Genomic DNA, 20,663 nt, shown 5'->3' on the forward strand with positions numbered 1-20,663 from the left:
ATTCGGACCGTCCACGATGGGCGGACGTGGGCCTAACTGGATCGGCTGGCGAACCGTCGGCCCAGACCGCGTACGGCGAGGCTCACCGCGACACTGCCGGCTGCCATCCCGACCAGCACCAGGACGGCGCCGACGGCCCAGGTCCCGCTGTCGTCGGTCGAGGTGGCCCGCCACGACCAGGCCACCGTGAAGGCCACCGTCATGACAGGCGCCACCAGCCACGGGCTGAGCCGCCGGACAGCGAGGGTGGCGAGCAGCACGAGGCTCAGCACGCAGCCAATCACCTGCCACGCGGCGTACGGGCCGCTGGTCGAGCCGGTTTCCGGGTCGACGGTGTACTCGGTGTCCCAACCCAGCCAGAGCAACCACACCCCGACCGTGGCCACCGCCAGGTACAGAGCCCCGAGCAGTGCGTGCGTACCCCTCGTCGCAGTCATCCCGAGATCATCCCCCGCGCGGCGCCGTCTGGAAATGAGCACCGGCACCCACCTGTGACGGCGCCCGGCCGATCAGGGCTGGACGCGGGCGAGGAAGTCGCGGACCAGCGGTACCACCTCGTCGAGGTGCGTCTCCAGCAGCCAGTGGCCGCCGTCGAGCAGGTGCAGCTCGGCGTCGGGCAGGTCCCGCAGGTACGCGCGGGCCGCGCCCGCCGGCATGTAGCCGTCGTGCGGTCCCCAGACGATCAGCGTGGGCGGTTGGTGGGTGCGCAGGTACTCCTGCTGGCGGGGGAACCAGTCGACGGTGCTGCCCTGGTCGGCCAGCAGGCGGAGCCAGGCGTCGCGTCGCCGGGGATCGGCGATCAGCGCCCCGGAGAGCCGCCACAGATCCGGGCTCACCCGGTCGGTCAGGGTGTCCGGCAGCTCGCCCAGGAACTCGCGGCGGAACCCCTCCTCGGTGATGGCGGCGGCCAGTTGGTCGCGGCCCTCGTCGGTCGGATCGCGCCAGAACCGCTTGAGTGGTTCGTACTTCGGCCCGTGCTGGTCGGGATAGATGTCGCCGTTCTGGATGACGAGACCGGCGACGCGCTCCGGCGCGGCCATCGCCAGGCGCAACCCGAACTGGCTGCCGTAGTCCTGGAGGTAGATCACGTAGCGGGTCAGCCCCAGCACCTCGGTGAACCGCCGGAGCAGCTCGGCATGCGCGTCGAAGGTGTACGCGAACCGGCCGGGGTCGGGCAGGTCGCTGTAGCCGAAGCCGGGGTAGTCGGGGGCGATGGCCCGCCACCGGTCGGCCAGCGCGGGCAGCAGGTGGCGGAACTGGAACGACGACGACGGGTAGCCGTGCGGCAGCAGCACCACGGGCGCGTCGGCGGCACCGGCCTCGCGGTAGAAGATCGTGATGCCGTCGACCACCACCGTCCGGTGGCGCACAGCGTGCTCGGCCATGACCTCTCCTGATCAGCCACGGGGTGGGCGGACCTCTCGACCGTGCCAGAAGCGGTACGGGATCGCGGCCGAATCCGGACGGCCGGCCTGCCGGATCAGGCCCTCGGCGCGGGGCCGGTCGAGTCGCGGACAACCAGCAGGTGCCCGGTGGCGCGGCGCCTGGGCCGCGCCGAGCGGGGCTTGAGCGCGAGGGTGAGAGCGGTGCGGCCCATCTCGGTCATCGGCAGTCGGATGGTGGTGAGGCTGGGCGCGAGGTCGGCGGCCACGGAGACGTCGTCGAAGCCGACGACGGACATCCGTTCGGGCACCGGGACGCGGCGCGCTCGCAGCGTCGACAGCACCCCGATCGCCATCGCGTCGTTGAGCGCGATGATCGCCGTCGTCTCCGGGTGCTGGTTCAGGATCTGCTCGGTGGCCGCCCGGCCGCCGCCACGGGTGAAGTCGCCGTGCACCACGGCGAGGTCGGCGGGGGACAGCCCGCGCTGCCGCAGCGCCGCCGACACGCCCGCGAGTCGGTCGGCGACCGTGGTGAGACCGGCGCTGCCCGCGGCCACCGCGATCCGCCGGTGGCCGAGATCCATCAGGTGCTCGGCGAGCGCGCAGCCGCCGGCCTCGTTGTCGGGCAGGACGGCGTCGACGCCGAGCGCGTGCCGCCCGATGGCGGCGACCCGGCCGCCGTGGTCCTGGAACGCCGCCAGCTCGGCGCGGGCCTCGGCCTCCAACCGGGGATCGTCGTAACCGGAGCCGCTGATCAGGATGACGCCGACCCGCTGCGCGATGAGGTGGCGTAGCTGTTGCAGCTCGTAGGCCGGGTCGCGACCGGACTCGCAGATCTGCACCAGCAGCCCCTGCTCGGCGGCGACCTGGATGACCCCGCTGGCGATCTCGGAGAAGTAGGGGTCGTCGACCTGGTGCACGATCAGCCCCACGGTGGAGCTGGCGCCGCCGGCGAGGGTGCGGGCGTACGGGTTGGCGACGTATCCCAGCTCGCGGGCGACCTGCCGGACCCGGTCGGCCACCTCGGCGCTGACCCCCTCGCGGCCGGCCAGAGCGCGGGAGGCGGTCGCCAGCGAGACGGCGGCGCGGTCCGCCACGTCCACGAGGCGAGGTCGCTGGCCGGCCCTGGGCATCCGCAACTCCCTGGAGACATCCATGTCACCTGATCTATTGCCAGTGACGATCGTCGAAGCCTAGGGTACGTAAGCGCTTACGTAAGCGCTTACGTCGGTCCGCACCGGCGTGCCGCGAAATGAGGTGAACGCGATGTCCAGGGCCAGAAGAGCCGCCGTCGCCACCGTCTCCCTGCTGGCGGTCGGCGTGCTGACCGGCACGGGGGCCCCACCGGCGCAGGCGGACCGGAACCGTCCGTCCGATGTCCATCCGGCGCTGCGCCCACACCTGGTCGCCGCGTACGACTTCGACCACCCGGTGCCGGGCGACCCCGCGCTGGAACGCGACCAGGGCCGCTCCGGGACCGAGATCGAGCTGATCAACGGCGGTCCTGCCATGCGCGTGGCGGACCACGCCTACCGGGGCAGCGGCAGAGCGCTGCAGACCCGGCAGGTCGACCCGGCGGTGGCCGGCAACGACGACTGGAAGGCCGGCACCTGGTCGGCCAGCGGGGTCCGGACGCTCCGCGCCTTCAGTGCCACCGCGGGCACCACCGTGATGGGGTGGTTCAAGCTGCAGATGGACAGCCCGCTGCCCAACTCCACCACCGCCGACCCCAACGACCGGTACAACGCCATCGGGCTGGCCGGCGTGCTGACCGGCGACTCCGACGGCCACGGCGTCCGGGCCCTGCTGGAGCTGATCGACGTCGACGGGGAGCTGCGCCTGGTCGCGCTCGGCCGCCGGCTCGACGGCGGCAACTCGCAGACGTTCGCCGCCAGTCAGGACTGGCGGGACCTGCTGCCGGCGGGGGAGTGGGTGCACCTCGCCGCCACCTTCGACTTCGGCACCGGAGCCCTCGCCCTCTACCGCAACGGCGAACCGGTGCCGGGCTTCTACACCCGCACCGACGACCCGTGGCTCGTGTCGGGACCCGGCCCGCACGTGACCACCGCGTCCGACCCCCGGGGTATCAAGATCGGCGGAAGCTTCCCGCAGGACACGCTGGAGCGCAATCCGTGCGACTGCCGCATGGACGGCCTGATGTTCCTCGACAGCGTGGTCTCCGCGAGCGACGTGCGGAGGCAGTACCGCCACCTGGCCCGCTGACCACCCTCGGCACCGTCCCACCGAGAAGGAGACACGCGTGCTCACCCTCCACGACCGCGCCCGCGGTATCCGCAGATCCGTACTGACGGCCGGCCTCACCGCCGTCGTGCTGGTCCTGTCCACCCTGCTCGCGACACCCGCCCGGGCCGCCGACGCGGTGTACGACCCGGTCCCGCAGATGCCGGTCCAGTCGCGGCTGGGGCTGGTCCTCAGCGAGTACGCCAGCTTCCCGCAGTCGTACCCCACACCGGCTCCCACGGATCAGCGGCTCATGCGTACCGCCCGGATCAACACCATCATGGAGCTGCCCGACGGCTCGGGCCGGCGTGCCGTGCCGGACCTGAACGGCAACCTCTACCTGGTCGAGGGCGGCGTGCCGCACGTCTACCTCGACGTGGCGGCGACGTTCGCCCCGCGGTTCTTCTCCGGCCGCGGCCTGGGGCAGGGCTTCGGGTACGTCGCCTTCCACCCGGAGTTCGGCGCCAACGGCCGGTTCTACACCATCCACACCGAGTTGGCGTCGGCGACGACCACCCCGCCGGACTTTGCCCAGGCCGGGACGATCTATCACGGCGTCATCACCGAGTGGACGGCGACCGACCCGGCGGCCGACACGTTCGCCGGTACCCGGCGCGAGGTGCTGCGCATCGGCTTCGGCGGCCAGGTGCACGGCATCCAGGAGATCAACTTCAATCCGACCGCGAAGCGCCACGACCGGGACTACGGCCTGCTGTACCTCGCGGTCGGCGACGGTGGCCTGGGCGTACGCAACACCGACCCGCAGAACCTGGGCCTGCCGCACGGCAAGCTGCTGCGCATCGACCCCCGCGGCACCAACTCCGCCAACGGGCGGTACGGCATTCCCCCCTCGAACCCGTTCGTCGGCCGGGCCGGCGCGCTCGGCGAGATCTACGCCCTGGGCTTCCGCGACCCGCACCGCTTCAGCTGGGACCGGGCCACCGGCCGGATGTACCTCGGGCACATCGGTGAGCACGCCATCGAGGCGATCTACGAGGTCCGCGCCGGCGACAACTTCGGCTGGAGCGAGCGCGAGGGATCCTTCGTCTTCGACAAGGCGGCCACGAACCCCTGTGACCGGCTGTTCCCGCTGCCCGCCGACGACGACCGGTACGGATACACGTATCCGGTCGCCGCGTACGACCACGACCCGGCCGCGGACTGGAACTGCACGGCCGACGTCGGCGTCGCGGTGGCCGGCGGGTTCGTCTACCGCGGACGCGCCGTGCCCGCGCTGCGCGGCAAGTACGTCTTCGGCGACCTGGTCGACGGCCGGGTGCTCTACACCGAGGCCAACGAGATGCGCCGTGGCCGGGGCCTGGCCCCGATCCACCAGCTCGCCCTGTTCAACGCCGCGGGCAGCCCCGTCCGGATGCGGGACCTCTCCGGGCCCGGCGCCCCCGGTGACCCCAACCGCGTCGACCTGCGCTTCGGCACCGACGCCGCCGGTGAGCTCTACGTGGTCGCCAAGGCCAACGGAAAGATCTGGAAGGTCACCGGCACCCGGGTCTTCGCCAGCGGCGACGTCGGGAACACCACCGTGCGTCGCACGGCGGGGGCCTCCAACTGGGCGCCGGTGACCCCGGCGAAGTGGCAGTTCACCCGCGACCAGGTCATCCTCGCCGAGGCAGGGGTCAGCCGGCCCGGGCCGCGCCGGCCCTTCGAGTACGCCGTCCTGACCGCCGGTCCGGCGTGGTCGTCGGTCGAGGTCGACGCGCGGGTACGGCTCGACGCCCCCGTGGAGGTCAGCAACCGGGACGTCATCATCGTCTTCGGCTGGCGGTCGGACACGGAGTTCTACTACGCGCACCTGTCCACCGACAACACGATCTATCCGCACAACGGCATCTTCAAGGTCGACAATGCGGACCGGGAACGCATCGACCACCAGTGGAACGGCCGCTCGCGCGGCGCCAACCCGGCGATCACCGACGCCGACTGGCACCGTGTGCGGGTCGTCCACCTGCCGGCCAGCGGTGAGATCGCGGTCTACGTCGACGGGCGCAAGGACCCGCTGATGACGGCGAAGGACACCACGTTCGGCTCCGGGCGGGTGGGCTTCGGCTCGTTCGACAACGTGGGCCGACTGCGCGACCTGACCGTCACGGGCACGCCGGCCTGATCGGCGTCGCGGTGGGGACGGGGCGACGATGCCACCGTCCCCACCGTCAGCCGACGCCCGGGTCCGCCGAGCCGGCCCGGAGGGGTCCGTCCGGTTCGTAGAATCCGTGCCATGCCGCGGATCGTCGAGTTGCTGGCCTCGCCCGTGCACCGCTTCCTGGGCCGGCCCGCCGACGGTCCGGCTCCGGCACCTCCCGGTGAGCTGGTCGACGTGGTCCGGATCCGGGCCGGCCTCGGCATCGTCGGTGACCGGTACTTCGGTCAGCCGGCGCACCGCGACGCCAGCGTGACGGTGATCGCCCAGGAGTCGCTACCACCCGGTGTGGGCCTGGCGGAGGTCCGGCGCAACGTCCTCACCACCGGCATCGCGGTGGACGAGCTGATCGGCAAGGTGCTGGTGCTGGACTCCGGCGACGGCCCGGTCAGTCTTCGGGTCAACCGGGCGGCCCGGCCCTGCGCGTGGATGGACGTCACGGTCGGCCCGGGTGCGCGGAAGGCACTGCGCACCACGGGCGGCATCCGCTGCACGCCGCTCAACGACGGCACCCTGCGCATCGGGCCGCTCGACGTCAGCATCGAGCGCGCGCCCACGCCGTAGTGCCGCCGCCAGCCTGCCGGAGGGTCAGACCGGGCTGATGTGTGCGGCGAGCACCCGCCAGCCGTGGGTGTCGTCGCGCACCCAGGTCCGGGTGTACCGCAGACGCCCCGCGAACGGCACCCCGTCGAACACCCCGGCCACCCGGCCCAGGAAGAACGTCACTCCGGTCGACCCGACGACGAGCAGGTTCAGATCCTCCTCGACCAGCTCCTCGATGACCGAGGTCCGGTCCCGGTGCGCGGCCAGGTCGTCGCGCTTGGTGTACGTGCCGCCGTCCGGGCCGACGGCGATCAGCTGGTCGACGAGCAGCTGGTCGAGAGCCGCGACGTCGCCGGCCCGCTGCGCGGCCTGCAGGGTGCGCTCGGCATCGAACAGTTCCGCCTCGCGTTCGCTGTCCGGCATGCTGCCGTCCTCCCGATCGGGGTCCACCCGGTGCCACCGGGGCTGTCCGCATTGTGGCAGCCGAGGAGGCCCGACGCGACGGATCGGCCCGGCGGCGAGTCCCGCCCGGCTGCTGAATCCGCCCCGCGCCGCCTCGGCCGGCGGCCGGCCGGTGGCTAGGCTGCTGCCATGGCAGACCAGGGCGGGCGCGCCGCCGCGGCGGCACGCCCGGTCGAAGCGGTGGTCCGCGAGGTCCTGGCCGTCGTCCCCGCCGGCTGTACGTGGTTGCTGCCGGTGCCGGATGACGGGCGGCCGGTCGCGGACTTTCGCATCGCGGCCACCAGCGGCGAGGGTTATGACATCTACGGTCGGGGGGTCGAGCGGGTCGGCGAGCGGCTCAGCGAGCTGTATCCGAGCATGGTCGACGGTCCGCTCTGGCAGCTGTACCACGAGGTGCTGTCCAGCGGATCGTCCGGCCGGCTGGCCGACTTCCGGTACGCCGAGAAGCGTGCCGGCGTCGTCGCCGACTCCCTGTTCGACGTGCACGTGCACCGGGTGCTCGGCGGCCTGCTGGTCGCGTGGGAGCGGCTCGACGAGGACCGGCGTCGGCTGGAGCGCACCGAGTTGCTGGGCAGCCTCGGCTGGGCGGAGTACGACCTGGCCAGCGGGGTCAGCCAGTGGTCTCCCGGCATGTACCGGATCTTCGAACGCGACCCGGCGCTCGGCCCGCTGTCCCGAGCCGAGCAGTCCGCGGCCGTACTCCCGGACGACGACATGCTGCGCGAGGCCGCCTGGCAGACGCTGGACAGCGGGGCGTCCTCGGACGTGACGGTCCGGTTCCAGCCGGCGGGCACCGTGAAGTACCTGCGGATCCTCTCCGACGTCTCCCGGGACGCCGACGGCGCGCCGTTGAAGATCCATGCCGTGGTGCAGGACGTGACGGCCCGGGTGGACTCGCGGACCGCCATCGAGCGGCTCAGCGACCAGGTGCGGACCCGGGAGATGACGGCGCTGGCCGAGCACCGGCTGGCCGGGCAGTTGCAGAACCTGATCCAACCCGTGCCCCGCGCGCCGTTCCCGCTCGCCGGGCTGGAGGCGATGGTCAACTACCTGCCGGCGGAGAGCGCGGCCCGGGTGGGCGGTGACTGGTACCACGCGCAGACCCTGCCCGACGGGCAGGTCGTGCTCGCCGTCGGCGACGTGACCGGTCACGGGCTGGACGCCGCGAGCGGGATGGCGCACCTGCGCTTCGCGCTGGTGGCCTGGCTCTCGATCGGCATCCGTGACCCGGCGGTGCTGCTCGGGAACCTCAATCGGCTCTGCGGTCAGCTCGCGATCACCGGGACCGCGGTGGTCGCCGTCTACGACCCGGCGACCCGGGTGCTCCGCTGGGGACGCGCCGGGCACATGGCGCCGCTGCTGTCCCGTGCCGGCGAGACCGGCCCACTCGACCGTCCGGCGGGCCTGCTGCTGGGCGCCGGAGAGGACTCCGCGTACCCGGTGCTCACCCCGCGACTGCGCCCGGGTGACCTGGTGCTGTTCTACACCGACGGGTTGGTGGAACGACGCGCCACCGACAACGATCTGCTCGAACAGGTGCGGGCGATGCTCTCCGCGCTCTCCGTCGCGCCGGGGGAGCAGACCCTCTCCCGACTGCGTGGCCTGCTGCACCGGCCCAACCCGGACGACGACACCTGCACACTGGCCGTACGCGTGCTGCCCTGAGCCGCCGGGCTCACAGGCCGAGCCGGATGCGGACCACGGTCCCCTCCGGCATCGGCAACACGGCGACCTCGTCGCAGACCTGCTCGACGATCGCCAGCCCTCGACCCCGTACCGCCTCGGCCGGCGGCATGTCGCGGCCGAACGCCCGCATCGGCCCCTGGTCGACGACGTCGCAGATCAGGTGGTCGGCCTCGGCCCAGAGCCGGACCCGGCCGCCGCCGGTTGTGTGCTGCAAGGTGTTGGTGGCCAACTCGCTGACGGCCAGCGCCAGCAGCTCCACCCGTTGCGGCGACAGGCCCCGGGCTACCGCCCCGGCGCAGACGAACGCGCGCAGCGCCCGGAGGTCGGCGGCCGCGTGGTACGCCATGCTGTCCGTGCTGTGCGCGGAGGTGGACTGCTCGGCAATCGTGCGGATCTCCCGCCGGTCGCCGGGCATCAGCCCGCCAGCCGCGGGTCGTCGGCGGGTGGTCGCAGCAGGTTGCCGACGCCGGTGATGTCCAGCACGGCGGCGACCGGCCCGCCGGCGTTGACGGCGTACAACCGCCGGCCGTCCGCGCGAGCCGTCCGGTGGGCGGTCACCAGGGTGTGCAGGCCGGTGGAATCGAGGAAGCGCAACCCGCCCACGTCGACCACGACCACCGGGGCGCCGCGGACCGCCGCGGCGAGCACGGTGGTCAGTTCGTCCCGGACGGCCAGGTCACACTCGCCGGTCAGCGTGACCACGATCCGGCCCGGTGCCGTGGATGTGCGGGCCTCGAAGTGCGCCATCGGGCAGCAGCACCTTCCTCCTAGCGACAGCCGTTGTGGGGCACATCATGTCACCCGCCCGCCGCTTGGCAGCGTCCTCCGTTCGGCGGCGATCAAGGACCGACGATCAGGAGTCGACGATGATGGGCTGACGCAGCTCGCACCACCGTGCGTCGCACGCCGCGAGGGTCGCTACGGGCGGATGTCCAGGGCGCCGATCAGGTCGTCGCGCAGCGTGAACCGGTACCGCAGCTCGACGGGGCTGCCGGGAAAACCGCCCGACACCCGGGTGAGGACCACGTACGAGTCACCGGCCTGCGGCGTGAGCCCCACCGGCTCGGCCGTGTACGAGTAGGCAGCCGCCGTCCGCTCCCGCCAGGCGCGGATCGCGGCCCGCCCCTCGTGCAGCCGGTCCTCGTCGGCCACGGTGGCGGTGTCCGCGAAGCAGGCGACGAAGGCGTCGAGATCGCCGTCGTCGACGGCCCGGAAGTACCGGTCGATCACGTCGGGCAGGTCGACCGCCATCTGCTCCTCCTGCGGCGCGGGCCGCCGTCGGCGGCCGCCGGATACGCGTCCGACCTCACCGTACGAGACGGGGCCCGCGCCGCGCGGAGCAACCAGGAGAACCCTCCGGAGGTCCGGCGTGGGTCAGGGCTTGCGGCCGACGGCGCAGTAGCCGTCCAGGTCGGCGGGCGGGCCGTCCCGCTCGGGTCGCCAGTGGGTGAACGGCACCAGGCCGGGCTCGACCAGCTCCAGGCCGTCGAAGAACCGGGCGATCCGCTCCGGGCTGCGCAGGTGGTACGGCAGCGCGCCGCTCTCGTTGTACTGCCGGTGCGACTCGACGACCGCCTCGCTGGTGTCGGTGCCGTCGGACAGCGCGAGGTAGCTGCCGGACGGCACCGCGTCGAGCAGGGTACGGACGATGGCGACCGCCTGGTCGTCGTCGCCGACGTGTCCCATCACGCCGAACAGCAGGACCGCGACGGGCTGGCCGAGGTCGAGGTGCTCGGTGGCCTGTCGGAGCACCGCCTGCGGGTCACGCAGGTCGGCGTGGATGTACCGGGTCAGCCCCTCCGGGCTGCCGACCAGCAGTGCCCGCGCGTGGGCCAGGACCATCGGGTCGTTGTCGACGTACACGACGCGGCTCTGCGGGTTGACCCGCTGGGCCACCTGGTGCGTGTTGTCGGCGGTGGGCAGCCCGGTGCCGACGTCGAGGAACTGCCGGATGCCGGCCTCACCGGCGAGGAAGCGCACCGCGCGGGACAGGAACGCCCGGGACTCGCGCGCCGTCTCGATCATCGCGGGGAACAGCTCGCGGACCTGCTCACCCGCCAGCCGGTCGATTTCGAAGTTGTCCTTGCCGCCCAGCCAGTAGTTCCAGATCCGGGCGGAGTGCGGAACGCTGGTATCGATCTTGGGCTGGTCGGTGGCCGGGAGAGGTGCCGCTTCTGCCACGGGCGTCCTTCCGCTGGGGGGTGGGGAAGACACGAAGGACAACCATGCTCCCACAGCGCTCCGGTTCGTAAATCGGACACCCGCGCACGGCCCGGGGTTTGTGGCCGGTGGGCCCGGGTAGCCACGCGTCTCCGGACGGAAGGGGCGGGCCATGGCCGAGCTGATGTTCGTCGACAAGGTCGCGGGACGGGCGGGTGTCCCGCCGGAGCAGGCGCGCCCGCTGACCGAGGCCGTTCTGCGTACCCTCACCGAGCGGCTCAGCGGCGGTGAGGCGGCCGAGTTGGCCCCCCACCTGGCCCCCGAGTTGAGCCCGCTGCTGATCAAGGCGGTCGAGGCGCCGGAGGCGTTCGGTTACGACGAGTTCATGCGCCGGGTGGCCGACCGCGCCGGCACGGACCGACCCACCGCCGAGAAGGGCGTCCGGGCCGTCCTCCAGACGATGCACCGGGTGGTCGGGCACCGCGAGTTCGAGGACGCGCTGTCACAGCTCCCGGCCGATCTGCGGGCGCTGGCCCAGCCGCTGCCGCAAGGCCCCTGACCGTACGGACCGCTGGGGATCGCGCCGGGCGGCCGGGGCACGGCCTGACCGGTTGCCGGTCAGACCGCGCCTCGGGTGCCGGTGCCTACCCCGCGCTGACGACCCACTTCTGGTGGGCGCCGCCGGCGTACGTGCCGATCTGGATCTGGGTGCCGTCGGCGGTGGCGCCCCCGGCTGCCTGCATCACCTTGCCCGACTGCGGGTTGCGGATCGACCCGTCGGGCTGCGGCTGCCACACCTGCGAGCCGGTGCCGTTGCAGGTCCACAACTGCACCTTCGTGCCGTCGGCGGTGCCGCCGTTGTCCACGTCCAGGCACTTGCCCAGAGCGCGGTAGGTGTCGCCGACCCGGCTCCAGGACTGGGCGCTGGTGCTGTTGCAGGTCCAGAGCTGGATCTTCGTGCCGTCGGCGGTGCCGGCGTTGTTCACGTCCAGGCACTTGCCGCCGACGCCGGTGATGGTGCCCGAGCCGCCGCTGGTGGCCGCGTACACCTCCAGTTCGTAGATGCGTGCGGCCGGATCGCTGGTGCTGGTCGGCGCGGTGATGGCCAACCGCACGTGGCGGGTGCCGGGGGCGGTGACGTTGTGGGTCGTGGTGCTCGCCGTGTTGCCGGTCACTGTGGCGCGGGTGGTCCAGGTCGTGCCGTCCGCGCTGGACGCGACCGTGAAGTCCCGGGTGTTCCAGGCGGTGTTCTCACCGCCGGCCCCGGCGTGCTTGACCACCACCCGGTTCACCGCGTAGCTGGCCCCCAGATCCACCTGGAGGTACTTCGTGGCGCCCGTCGAGCACCACTTGTCGCCGTTGCCGCCGGCGACGCTGCCGTTGACGGCCTTGGCCGGGGCCTCGGTCGCCGAGCAGGAGCTGTCCGCCGTGGCCAGCTTGTTGAGCGCCAGGTTGGCCCCGCCGGTCGGCGGCGGGGTGGTGCCCGGGATGGCGTTCAGCGTGTACCACGCCTCGGTGCTCCACAGTGACTGCCCGGTGGTCGAGGTGAACGGGCGCGGCGAGCGCAGGTACACGACGTGGCCGGCCTTGCGCCCACCAACGGCGAGGCTGACCTTCTTTCCGTCCGCCGAGAGGGTGGCCGAGGTGACGGTCAGCGTCTCCTCGTCGATCTTCGGACCGCCGTAGCTGGCGGTCGCCTGGTACCGCCACTGCTTGACCTTGTAGTGCGCGGCCAGGTTGGCGGCGGTCTCCGCCGAGACCGGCTGGGTGTACTCCACCTCGAAGCCGGTCTCGGTGGCCCGCATGGCGAGCATCTCGAAGGCGTTGGTGGTGTTCGGGGTGAGCTTCTGCAGGCCGTACGACAGCTTGCCGGTCTGGCCCCAGTTGCCGCCCGCGCCGAGCCCGCCGACGTAGATCGCACCGTCGGGGCCGACGTTCACCTCGGAGACGCCCGCCTCCAGGCCCTGGGTCAGCCGGAACAGGGCACCCTGGTACTCGCCGTTGACCTTCTCCACATTGGCTCTCTGCAGGCCGCCGTAGGTCACGTCACCGATGACGAACTGCCCGGCGTACCGGCCGGTGGTCAGGTACATCGGCGTGCTGGGGGAGTTGGCGATCTCGTTCTGCGGCATCCAGAGCACCGGCGGGGTGACCGGGTTGGCGTCGAACGGGCCGGCCGGGTTCATGTAGTGGTTGAAGAACCGGCCCTGCTTGACGTGCACCAACTTCGAGGAGGGTAGCCAGCCGCCCTGGTTGTCGGTGACGAAGATGCCGCCCTCCGGGCCCCAGCCGATGCCGTGCGGGGTGCGCAGGCCACCGGCGACGTAGCTGACCGCGCCGGTGTCCTTGTTGACCTTGAGGGTGGTGCCCCGGTTGACGGCGGGCTGCGGGTTGGTGGTCGCGCCGCCGGAGTTGATCGACACCGACAGGTTCAGGTAGAAGAACCCGTCCTGGTAGAGCAGGCCGAACGCGAACTCGTGAAAGTTCCCGCCGTACGGCCAGGTGGCGACCGTCTGGAGCTGGTCGGCCACCTCGTCGCCGGTGCTGTCGACCAGTCGGGTCAGCCGCTGCTTCTCCGAGACGTAGACCACTCCGTCGACGACCTTGAGCCCCATCGGCTCCTTGAGACCTCCAGCGATCTTCTTGGTGGTCACGTTGCCCGGCGCGGTCGCGCCGCCGGTGTTGTTCATGATCCACACCTCGCCGTCCTGCGAGGTGCCGGACTGGTCGCTGCCACCCCAGGTCGAGATGACCAGTCGGCCGTCGGGCAGCCAGTCCATCCCGGTGACCTTCGGCTGGAAGCCGGTGGGCCGCAGGTTCGTCAGCGTGTAGCCGGGGTGCACACCGGTCAGCGGCAGGCCGTCACCGGGGGAGTCGGTGACCCCCTCGCACTCCTTGCGGCCGGGAGCGGTCACCCGGACCACCCCGGCGTCGGTGCTCAGCGCCGAGTTCGGCACGACCACGAAGGACGACGAGCCGGGCGTCTTCCACTCCAGGGTGATCTGCTGCCCGCCGTCGCGCTCGAAGTGGTCGATGCGCAGCGGGTGCAGCCCGGCGGTGAGGGTGACCGTGCCCTCCTTGGGCGGCGTCGCGCCGTGCAGGCCGTCGTGGTTGATCACCACGCTGTTGTCGATGGTCAGCTTGGATCCGTCGTCGCTGCTGAGCCGGAACGTGTAGCTGCCGGCCTGGGTGGTGGTGATGTTGCCGAGGACCTGCGAGACGAAGTAGTTGTCGAAGCCGAAGTCGGCGGTCGACGTCCAGTTGATCGTGGACATCAGCTTGTCCACGTTCGGGGTCTGCGCGGGCTTGAGCGTGCAGAGCTCGGACAGCGGCACCTGCACGTCGAAGACGCGCAGTGTGACGCCCGGTTCCTGGTCGGGGGCGGCGCCGGCCGGGTCGGCCCAGAAGCCGGCGGCGAGGACGAGTGCCAGCGCACCCAGGACAGGACTGCGGAATCGGCGCAGCAGCCGTGTGCCCATCGTTCCTCCATGAGGGATAGGAGTGTCCGACGGCCGGCGTGGATCAGTGGTGGAGGCGATGGCCGTCGGCCCGGTTCCGAAACGCCCTCGACGCCGACGAGTGACGTTCTGGAAACACCGGGTTGATGGGTCGAGACATTAAGTTGTTTCGATTGGGCTGTCCATGCCTTTGCATCGATACATCAAAAGTTCCCGATGTATGTGCGAAAGTTCGCGGTGGTACGCGATGAATGCCCGGTGTCGAGCCCTGGACCTACCGCCGACCGCGCCGGGCCGGACCACCGGCCCGGTTGCCGGGCTTCCGGGTCGCGGTGCCCGGCCTACGGGCCGGGACGGCGGACCCACGGGCCGGGCCGGCGGGATGGCGGGCCGGATTGGCAGCGCCGCGCGGAGCGGGTCGACGGCGGGCCGCCACCAGCACGACGACCGCGACCACCGCCACGATCACGGCCGGCAAAAGCCACGGCGGCAGGCCGCCGCCCTGCCCGGTCGTGGCGCCCGCCGGCTCGCTCGCCGCAGCGCCGCTCGCGCCCGCCGGGCCGGGGCTCGCGTCGGCTGCTCCGGGGCTCGCCGACGGGGTGCCCTCGACCTGGGCGAGCAGCGCCGGCGCGGGCCCGTCCGTGGGCGCCGTCCAACCGGCCGGTGCCGTCGTGCTGGAGCCCTGGTAGTCGAACGTGACGCTGCCGCGCACGGCCTCACCATCGGAGGCGACGGAGAGATAGTTGGCGGTGTACCGGCCCTTCGCCGGCCAGTGCGCGACGGACACCACGGCGGGGAAGCCGGTGTGGTACAGCCGAGGCTCGAAGACCCCGTTGACCATGAAGTACTCCTGGACCGGCTTGTCCAACCGCTTCGGTTCGCCGTACGACCAGCCGTTGTCCACCCGCGACCCGTTCGGCCCGGTGACGGTGAAGTGGGCGTTGGACGCCGGCTTCTCGGTGAAGTACAACGCCACCTGCGCCAGCGGCTCACGGACAACGGTGCCGGTCAGCGGGGTCGACGTCGCCAACTGGCCGTGCGCGGACGCCGGAGCGGCGGGCAGCAGCAGGGACACCACCAGCGTCGCGGCCAGCGCCGCCACCGCTCGGCTCAGGACGTGACGGACAGTGACCAGCCTCGATCGCATTCGTTCATCATGGTCATTTCCTCCCCGCCGAACAAGACGTAGAGTTCACGTCCCCGACGATCAGTTCGACACCCGTCCCCCCGCGTCGTTCGGAGTCCGCCCGTGTTCGTCCGTGCCCCCGGTTCCCGGGTTCCCGCCGTCCTCGCCTCCGGTGTCCTCGCCGCCCTGCTCGCCACCGGTTGCGGGCAGGGCGACGACCCGTCCGTGGCCGACCCGTCGGCATCACCGACGGCCGCCGCGCCGCCGACGACCGCCACCACGCCGGCGCCGTCGGCCAGCCCGACACCCGGCGCCACCGCCAGCACGCCGGCGGTGGACCGGGAGATCACCGTGACGATCGCGAAGCGGCGGGTCAACCCGCCGACCGGGCGGGTCACCGTGAGTAAGGGTCAGCTGGTGCGGATCACGGTCACCTCGGACGTTCCCGACGAGCTGCACCTGCACGGCTACGACCTGGGCGCCCGCCTGCCGGCCGGCGCGCCCGCCTCGGTGGAGTTCCGCGCCGACAAGACCGGGCTGTTCGAGGTGGAGACGCACGAGACCGAGCTGGTGCTGTTCCAGCTCGTCGTCCGCTGAGCACCGTGACCGGCGCGACCGCCGTGCTGGCACACGGTGTCGGTGGCCGTCAGGACCTTCCGATCACGCTGCCGCAGCTCGTCGTCGCCGCGGCCCTGACCCTCGTCGTCACGTTCCTCGCGCTGGGCCTGCTCTGGCGCGAGCCACGACTCGACCGCGACGCCGCCGGCGGCCGGCCGGTGCCGCAGCGCCTGGCCCGGCTCGTCGACGCGCCCACCCTCCGATGGGCGCTGCGCGCGTTGGGCCTGCTCGCCGCCGGGTGGTTCTGCCTTGGCCTGCTGGCCGGACCGGACACCCCGGACAACCCGACGGCCGGCGCGCTCTACGTGCTGCTCTGGGTCGGGCTGGTGCCCGTGTCGTTGCTGCTCGGTCCGGTCTGGCGGGCGGTCAACCCGCTGCGTACGGTGCACCTGCTCGCCGCGCTGGCGGTACGGCGGGACCCGGAGCGCGGCTTCCGCGAGCTGCCGGCCGGCCTGGGGATCTGGCCGGCGGCCGTCACGCTGTTCGGGTTCGTCTGGCTGGAACTGGTCGCACCCGATCGGGCCACGCTGCCGGTCATCACCGCCTGGCTCGCCGGGTACGCCGTGGTCATGCTGGCCGGGGCGGCGCTGTTCGGCGCGGGCTGGTTCGACCGGGCCGACCCGTTCGAGGTGTACAGCGGACTGGTCGGCCACCTCGCCCCGGTCGGCCGGGCCGCGGACGGCGTGCTGGTGTGGCGCAACCCGCTGGACGGGATCGCCGGCCTGCGCCCCCGACCCGGCCTGGTCGCCGTGGTGGTCGTGCTGCTCGGCTCGACGATGTTCGACAGCCTCTCCAACGCGCCCGCGTGGCTGCGCTTCGCCCAGGAGAACGGCCAGCCTCCGGCGGTCATCGGCAGCGTCGGGCTGATCCTGGTCATCGCCGCCGTCGCCGCGGCGTACCTCGCCGCCACCGGGGCCGCCGCCCGGATCGGCCGCGCCGGCGACGACCCGGCCGACGGTGCCGCGTCGGCCCGCGGCGTGCCCGGCGAACTCGCCCACTCGATCGTGCCGATCGCCGCGGGCTACCTGGTGGCGCACTACTACTCGCTGCTGATCCTGGAGGGTCAGCGCACCGTCGCGCTGCACTCCGACCCCCTCGGCACCGGCGCGAACTGGTTCGGCACGGCCGGCTGGCAACCGCACACCGGCCTGGTCACCCCCGGCGGGGTGGCCAGCCTCCAGATCACCGTCATCATCCTCGGGCACCTGCTCGGCACGCTGCTCGCTCACGACCGCGCCCTGTACCTGTTCCCCCGTGCCCGGGCGGTGGCCGGTCAGCTCCCACTGCTGGCGCTGATGGTCGCCTACACCGTCGCCGGCCTGCTGCTGCTCTACGCCGGGTAGGACCGCCGCCGGCCGGGCGACCCGGGTTCGGGGCGGTGCGGCCCACAGGTGAGGATGGGGCGTGGATTCCGATCTTCGCCGCTACCTCGACGAGCTGGTCGACGCCGCCCAGGACGTGCTCGGCGACGACCTGGTGGGCGCGTACGCCGCCGGCTCGGTGGGGCTCGGCGCGTACCAGCGCGGTCGCAGTGACGTGGACGTGGCGCTGGTCTGTGCCGGGCCGCTGACCGGGACCGACAAGGTGGCGCTGGTGGCGCGGCTGCGACACGAGGCCCTGCCCTGCCCGGCGCGCGGGCTGGAACTGGTCGCCTACCAGCGGTCCGTGGCCGCCGCCGGCCGGCCGGAACCCGGCTTCGAGGTCGAGCTGAACACCGGTTCCGGGATGCCGTTCCGGCGCACCCTCGACCCGGCGGACCGGCCCGCGACCGACGGCCGGTTCTGGTACGGGCTGGATCGCAGCATCCTGCACCAGAGCGGCTTGCCGCTGCTCGGGCCGCCGGCGGGGGAGGTCTTCGCCGACCTGGCCCCGGCCGACCTTCGCCGCCTGCTGATCGAGGCGCTGACCTGGTGGCTGGCCCTCCCGATGCCACCCGGCGACCAGCCCGCGCCCGGCGCGGAGGACGCGGTGCTCGGCGCGTGCCGGTCGCTGGTACGCCACCGCGACGGCGTCTGGCTGTCCAAGGTGGCGGCCGGGCAGCGGCTGATCGACGCCGGGGACGCGGCCGAGGTGGTCCGCCGGGCGGTCGCCGCCCGGCACGGCGGGCCGCCACCCTCCGGCGCGCAGGCGCGCGCCTTCCAGCAGCGGGTCCGCGCCGAGATCGCCGGCCAGCCCGACTAGCGGCCCGGTCACCACGACGCCGCTCGGACGCACCCGGGTGGGGCGTGCTCACCGCCCCCGGAGAAGGATGCTGCCGAGCAGAAGAAGGCCAGGTCAGAGACCTCACCCGGACAGCCTGTTGATCAAAATAGGATGCAGCAGTGACCGACGGTGAGCGGGGGCGGACGATGACGCAGGTGGACTCGGCGGAGACCGGGCAGGGCGACGCCGGCCGACGGGACGCCGGTACCGGGACATGGCGCACGCGCATCCGCCGGGCGATCTTCCGGCCGAGCCCCTGGAAACGGGGCCTGGTGCTCGCGGCGCTGGCGCTGCTGCTCGGCCTGATCCTGCTGCTGCACGCGCAGATCCCGAACCGGATCGGGAACCTCGGCAGCCTGGTGGAGACGTTCCTGCCGTGGTTCGGCCTGCTCATCCCCGTACTGCTGATCGGGGCGCTGTGGCGCCGTTCCGCCTCCGCGGTGGCCGCGCTGCTGCTGCCGGCCGTGGTGTGGCTGAACCTCTTCGGCGGGCTGCTCGTCGACAAGTCCCGTCCCGGCGGCGACCTCACCGTGGCCCAGCAGAACGTCAACGCCAACAACCCCGACCCGGCCGGGACCGCCCGCGACCTGGCCGCGGCCGGTGCCGACGTGCTGGCCCTGGTGGAGCTGAGCCCGCAGGCCGCGGGCACGTACGAGAGGGAACTGGCGAACGCGTACCCGTACCACACGGTGCAGGGCACGGTCGGGCTGTGGAGCAAGCTGCCGCTGTCGGACAGTCAGCCGGTGGACATCCGGATGGACGCCGGCCCGCTGGCGGCCACCAAGCCGGCCGACATCACGATGGCCTACAACCGGGCGCTGCGCGCCACGGTGGTCACGGACCAGGGGCCGCTGGCGGTGTACGTGGCCCACCTGGGGTCCGTGCGGGTGAATCCCAGGGCGGGCTTCTGGACGGCCCATCGGGACAGGAACGCGTGGGCGCTCGGCGAGGCCGTCGCCGCCGAACGGAACGAGCGGGTGGTGCTGCTCGGTGACCTGAACGGCACCATGGACGACCGGGTGTTCGGCAGCATCACCTCGCGGTTGCGCTCGGCCCAGGTCGAGGCCGGGGACGGCTTCGGCTTCACCTGGCCGGCGACGTTCCCGGTGGTGCGGATCGACCAGATCCTGGTCCGCGGTGTGAAGCCGGAGAGTTCCTGGGTGCTGCCGGCCACCGGCGGCGACCACCTACCGGTGGCGGCCAGCATCAGCTGGTGAACGTGCCCTAGCGGACCGGGCGGGGCTGGAGCGAGGCGAAGAGCAGGTTGAGGCCCTCGGCCATGGTCGGGTGGGTGATGATCGCGTCCCGCAGGGCGGTCCACGGCATGCCGGCGAGCATCGCCAGCTGCACGGAGGTGATCACCTCTCCGGCCTCGGCGCCGAGCAGCGCCGCGCCGAGGATCCGCCCGCTGCCGGCGTCGATCACCGCCTTCCACATGCCCTCGGTCTGCCGCAGGGTGCGCGCCCGGGGGATCGCGGAGACCGGCAGGTGGGCCACCTGCACGTCGTACCCGGCGCGGCGCGCCTCGGTCTCGGTGAGCCCGACCCGGGCCAGCTCCGGGGTGGTGAAGATGGTGTACGGGATGAGCCGGCCGGCGGTGCTGCGCCGCTCACCCGCCAGGTTCGCCCGGATGATCCGGTAGTCGTCCAGCGAGGCGTGGGTGAACTGCGGCGTGCCCGCGACGTCCCCTGCCGCCCAGGTCCGCTCGGCGGTGGTACGCAGGTACTCGTCGACCAGCACGAAGCCGCGCTCGTTCAGCCGGACACCGGCGGCGTCCAGCCCGAGCCCGTCGGTGACCGGCGCCCGACCGGCCGCCACGAGCACCTCGTCCCCGGTCACCAGGCTGCCGTCGTCCAGGGTCACCCCGACGGTGCCGTCGTCGTCGCGGTCGACCCGGGCGACCGTCACGCCGACGCGTACGTCGATGCCGTCGTCGATGAAGATCCGCATCACCGCGTCGCTCAGGTCGGGATCCTCGCGGGTGAGCAACCGGGGACCGCCCTCGATCAGTGTCACCGTGCTGCCGAACGACGCGAACATCTGCGCGAACTCCACCCCGACGGTGCCGCCCCCGAGCACCACCAGGCGGGCCGGCAGCCGGTCCAGGTGCAGCAGGCTGTCGCTGGTCAGAACCCTGGCCTCCGCCATCCCGGGCACGGACGGCACGTGTGGTCGGGTGCCTGTGTTGACCACCACGTCGGCGCCGCGGAGCAGCCGCTCACCCCCGTCGGCCAGGGACACCCGCACGGTACGCGGCCCGACGAAGCGGGCCTCGCCGATCACCAGGTGCAGGCCGGATTCGAGGAACTGCTGCCGGTTGGCGGCGATCATCCCCTCGACGACGTCCTGCTTGTGGGCGCGCAGCAGGTCCACGTCGACCCGGCCCCCCTCGACCACCAGGCCGAGCGCGCGGGCGCCACGCAGTTGGCGTGCGGCCCGCGCGCTGGTCACCAGCGCCTTGGTCGGGATGCACGCCACGTTGATGCAGCTGCCGCCGATCATCCCGCGTTCGACCATGGCGACGCGCCGGCCGGAACGGGCAACGTCCATGCTCAACGTCTTGCCGGCCTTGCCGCCGCCCACGACGAGCAGGTCGAACTCCTCCGGTTGGTCGGTCACCGGCGCTCCTC

Annotated in this window: 19 protein-coding genes and 1 pseudogene; 9 read left to right on the forward strand and 11 right to left on the reverse strand. The window is 72.6% G+C overall.

Features of this window, described 5'->3' with window-relative positions:
- Positions 1-32: 32 nt before the first annotated feature.
- From ACTWLT_RS10670 to ACTWLT_RS10680, 3 genes are all read right to left on the reverse strand, one after another.
- Entirely contained in the window at positions 33-437 is a 405-nt protein-coding gene (locus ACTWLT_RS10670) for a hypothetical protein (protein ID WP_445318192.1), read from the reverse strand.
- A 72-nt stretch (positions 438-509) separates the two neighbouring features.
- The gene (locus tag ACTWLT_RS10675) at positions 510-1,385 is read right to left on the reverse strand and encodes an alpha/beta fold hydrolase (protein WP_445318193.1); all 876 of its coding nucleotides are present in this window, start codon (positions 1,383-1,385) and stop codon (positions 510-512) included.
- A gap of 95 nt (positions 1,386-1,480) precedes the next feature.
- Positions 1,481-2,515, reverse strand: a complete 1,035-nt coding sequence (locus tag ACTWLT_RS10680; RefSeq protein WP_445318194.1) for a LacI family DNA-binding transcriptional regulator — start codon at positions 2,513-2,515, stop codon at positions 1,481-1,483.
- Positions 2,516-2,648: 133 nt separating this feature from the next.
- On the opposite strand from ACTWLT_RS10680, the gene ACTWLT_RS10685 reads away from it, so the two are divergent.
- From ACTWLT_RS10685 to ACTWLT_RS10695, 3 genes and pseudogenes are all read left to right on the forward strand, one after another.
- A complete protein-coding gene (locus tag ACTWLT_RS10685; RefSeq protein ID WP_445318195.1) occupies positions 2,649-3,605 on the forward strand; it encodes a LamG-like jellyroll fold domain-containing protein in 957 nt (318 codons plus the stop codon).
- 298 nt (positions 3,606-3,903) lie between these two features.
- Positions 3,904-4,914: pseudogene (locus ACTWLT_RS10690) on the forward strand (PQQ-dependent sugar dehydrogenase); the annotation flags it as partial.
- Positions 4,915-5,856: 942 nt separating this feature from the next.
- Positions 5,857-6,342 (forward strand): molybdenum cofactor biosysynthesis protein, encoded by a 486-nt coding sequence (locus ACTWLT_RS10695; RefSeq protein ID WP_445318196.1) that lies wholly within the window; start codon positions 5,857-5,859, stop codon positions 6,340-6,342.
- A 24-nt stretch (positions 6,343-6,366) separates the two neighbouring features.
- Here ACTWLT_RS10695 and ACTWLT_RS10700 read toward each other — a convergent pair whose 3' ends face one another.
- A complete protein-coding gene (locus ACTWLT_RS10700) occupies positions 6,367-6,744 on the reverse strand; it encodes a nuclear transport factor 2 family protein (protein WP_252415399.1) in 378 nt (125 codons plus the stop codon).
- 168 nt (positions 6,745-6,912) lie between these two features.
- On the opposite strand from ACTWLT_RS10700, the gene ACTWLT_RS10705 reads away from it, so the two are divergent.
- Positions 6,913-8,448, forward strand: a complete 1,536-nt coding sequence (locus ACTWLT_RS10705) for a PP2C family protein-serine/threonine phosphatase (protein ID WP_445318197.1) — start codon at positions 6,913-6,915, stop codon at positions 8,446-8,448.
- 10 nt (positions 8,449-8,458) lie between these two features.
- Here ACTWLT_RS10705 and ACTWLT_RS10710 read toward each other — a convergent pair whose 3' ends face one another.
- From ACTWLT_RS10710 to ACTWLT_RS10725, 4 genes are all read right to left on the reverse strand, one after another.
- A complete protein-coding gene (locus ACTWLT_RS10710) occupies positions 8,459-8,884 on the reverse strand; it encodes an ATP-binding protein (RefSeq protein WP_445318198.1) in 426 nt (141 codons plus the stop codon).
- On the reverse strand, positions 8,884-9,216 hold the full coding sequence (locus ACTWLT_RS10715; protein ID WP_252415402.1) for an STAS domain-containing protein: 333 nt from the start codon (positions 9,214-9,216) through the stop codon (positions 8,884-8,886). Before ACTWLT_RS10715 ends, ACTWLT_RS10710 begins: the two co-directional genes overlap by 1 nt.
- 171 nt (positions 9,217-9,387) lie before the next feature.
- Positions 9,388-9,720: a nuclear transport factor 2 family protein gene (locus ACTWLT_RS10720; RefSeq protein ID WP_445318199.1), complete on the reverse strand. Its 333-nt coding sequence runs from the start codon at positions 9,718-9,720 to the stop codon at positions 9,388-9,390.
- A 123-nt stretch (positions 9,721-9,843) separates the two neighbouring features.
- On the reverse strand, positions 9,844-10,650 hold the full coding sequence (locus ACTWLT_RS10725; protein WP_445318200.1) for an SAM-dependent methyltransferase: 807 nt from the start codon (positions 10,648-10,650) through the stop codon (positions 9,844-9,846).
- 151 nt (positions 10,651-10,801) lie between these two features.
- Here ACTWLT_RS10725 and ACTWLT_RS10730 point away from each other — a divergent pair, with 151 nt between their 5' ends.
- The gene (locus ACTWLT_RS10730) at positions 10,802-11,188 is read left to right on the forward strand and encodes a DUF2267 domain-containing protein (protein ID WP_445318201.1); all 387 of its coding nucleotides are present in this window, start codon (positions 10,802-10,804) and stop codon (positions 11,186-11,188) included.
- Between the two features lie 85 nt (positions 11,189-11,273).
- On the opposite strand, the gene ACTWLT_RS10735 is transcribed toward ACTWLT_RS10730, so the two are convergent.
- Entirely contained in the window at positions 11,274-14,108 is a 2,835-nt protein-coding gene (locus tag ACTWLT_RS10735; RefSeq protein ID WP_445318202.1) for a ricin-type beta-trefoil lectin domain protein, read from the reverse strand.
- A 253-nt stretch (positions 14,109-14,361) separates the two neighbouring features.
- A complete protein-coding gene (locus ACTWLT_RS10740; protein WP_445318203.1) occupies positions 14,362-15,234 on the reverse strand; it encodes a copper resistance CopC family protein in 873 nt (290 codons plus the stop codon).
- 102 nt (positions 15,235-15,336) lie between these two features.
- Here ACTWLT_RS10740 and ACTWLT_RS10745 point away from each other — a divergent pair, with 102 nt between their 5' ends.
- The 4 genes from ACTWLT_RS10745 (at position 15,337) to ACTWLT_RS10760 (ending at position 19,250) form a co-directional block, all read left to right on the forward strand.
- A complete protein-coding gene (locus tag ACTWLT_RS10745; RefSeq protein ID WP_445318204.1) occupies positions 15,337-15,810 on the forward strand; it encodes a cupredoxin domain-containing protein in 474 nt (157 codons plus the stop codon).
- Positions 15,811-15,815: 5 nt separating this feature from the next.
- Complete coding sequence (locus ACTWLT_RS10750) at positions 15,816-17,174, forward strand: hypothetical protein (RefSeq protein ID WP_445318205.1); 1,359 nt, start codon at positions 15,816-15,818, stop codon at positions 17,172-17,174.
- Between the two features lie 61 nt (positions 17,175-17,235).
- A complete protein-coding gene (locus ACTWLT_RS10755) occupies positions 17,236-18,012 on the forward strand; it encodes a nucleotidyltransferase domain-containing protein (RefSeq protein ID WP_445318206.1) in 777 nt (258 codons plus the stop codon).
- Positions 18,013-18,152: 140 nt separating this feature from the next.
- A complete protein-coding gene (locus tag ACTWLT_RS10760; RefSeq protein ID WP_445318207.1) occupies positions 18,153-19,250 on the forward strand; it encodes an endonuclease/exonuclease/phosphatase family protein in 1,098 nt (365 codons plus the stop codon).
- A gap of 7 nt (positions 19,251-19,257) precedes the next feature.
- Here ACTWLT_RS10760 and ACTWLT_RS10765 read toward each other — a convergent pair whose 3' ends face one another.
- Positions 19,258-20,652: a dihydrolipoyl dehydrogenase family protein gene (locus ACTWLT_RS10765; protein ID WP_445318208.1), complete on the reverse strand. Its 1,395-nt coding sequence runs from the start codon at positions 20,650-20,652 to the stop codon at positions 19,258-19,260.
- Between the last annotated feature and the right edge of the window lie 11 nt (positions 20,653-20,663).

The sequence above is a fragment of the Micromonospora yongxingensis genome (assembly GCF_052601155.1).

What these genes read in the sequence shown, in the direction of transcription:
- ACTWLT_RS10675 (WP_445318193.1), bottom strand. Translation starts at nt 1,385, where the DNA reads ATGGCCGAGCACGCTGTGCGCCACCGGACGGTGGTGGTCGACGGCATC.
- ACTWLT_RS10695 (WP_445318196.1), top strand. Translation starts at nt 5,857, where the DNA reads ATGCCGCGGATCGTCGAGTTGCTGGCCTCGCCCGTGCACCGCTTCCTG.
- ACTWLT_RS10700 (WP_252415399.1), bottom strand. Translation starts at nt 6,744, where the DNA reads ATGCCGGACAGCGAACGCGAGGCGGAACTGTTCGATGCCGAGCGCACC.
- ACTWLT_RS10680 (WP_445318194.1), bottom strand. Translation starts at nt 2,515, where the DNA reads ATGCCCAGGGCCGGCCAGCGACCTCGCCTCGTGGACGTGGCGGACCGC.
- ACTWLT_RS10685 (WP_445318195.1), top strand. Translation starts at nt 2,649, where the DNA reads ATGTCCAGGGCCAGAAGAGCCGCCGTCGCCACCGTCTCCCTGCTGGCG.
- ACTWLT_RS10715 (WP_252415402.1), bottom strand. Translation starts at nt 9,216, where the DNA reads ATGGCGCACTTCGAGGCCCGCACATCCACGGCACCGGGCCGGATCGTG.
- ACTWLT_RS10670 (WP_445318192.1), bottom strand. Translation starts at nt 437, where the DNA reads ATGACTGCGACGAGGGGTACGCACGCACTGCTCGGGGCTCTGTACCTG.
- ACTWLT_RS10720 (WP_445318199.1), bottom strand. Translation starts at nt 9,720, where the DNA reads ATGGCGGTCGACCTGCCCGACGTGATCGACCGGTACTTCCGGGCCGTC.
- ACTWLT_RS10740 (WP_445318203.1), bottom strand. Translation starts at nt 15,234, where the DNA reads ATGCGATCGAGGCTGGTCACTGTCCGTCACGTCCTGAGCCGAGCGGTG.
- ACTWLT_RS10730 (WP_445318201.1), top strand. Translation starts at nt 10,802, where the DNA reads ATGGCCGAGCTGATGTTCGTCGACAAGGTCGCGGGACGGGCGGGTGTC.
- ACTWLT_RS10705 (WP_445318197.1), top strand. Translation starts at nt 6,913, where the DNA reads ATGGCAGACCAGGGCGGGCGCGCCGCCGCGGCGGCACGCCCGGTCGAA.
- ACTWLT_RS10735 (WP_445318202.1), bottom strand. Translation starts at nt 14,108, where the DNA reads ATGGGCACACGGCTGCTGCGCCGATTCCGCAGTCCTGTCCTGGGTGCG.
- ACTWLT_RS10710 (WP_445318198.1), bottom strand. Translation starts at nt 8,884, where the DNA reads ATGCCCGGCGACCGGCGGGAGATCCGCACGATTGCCGAGCAGTCCACC.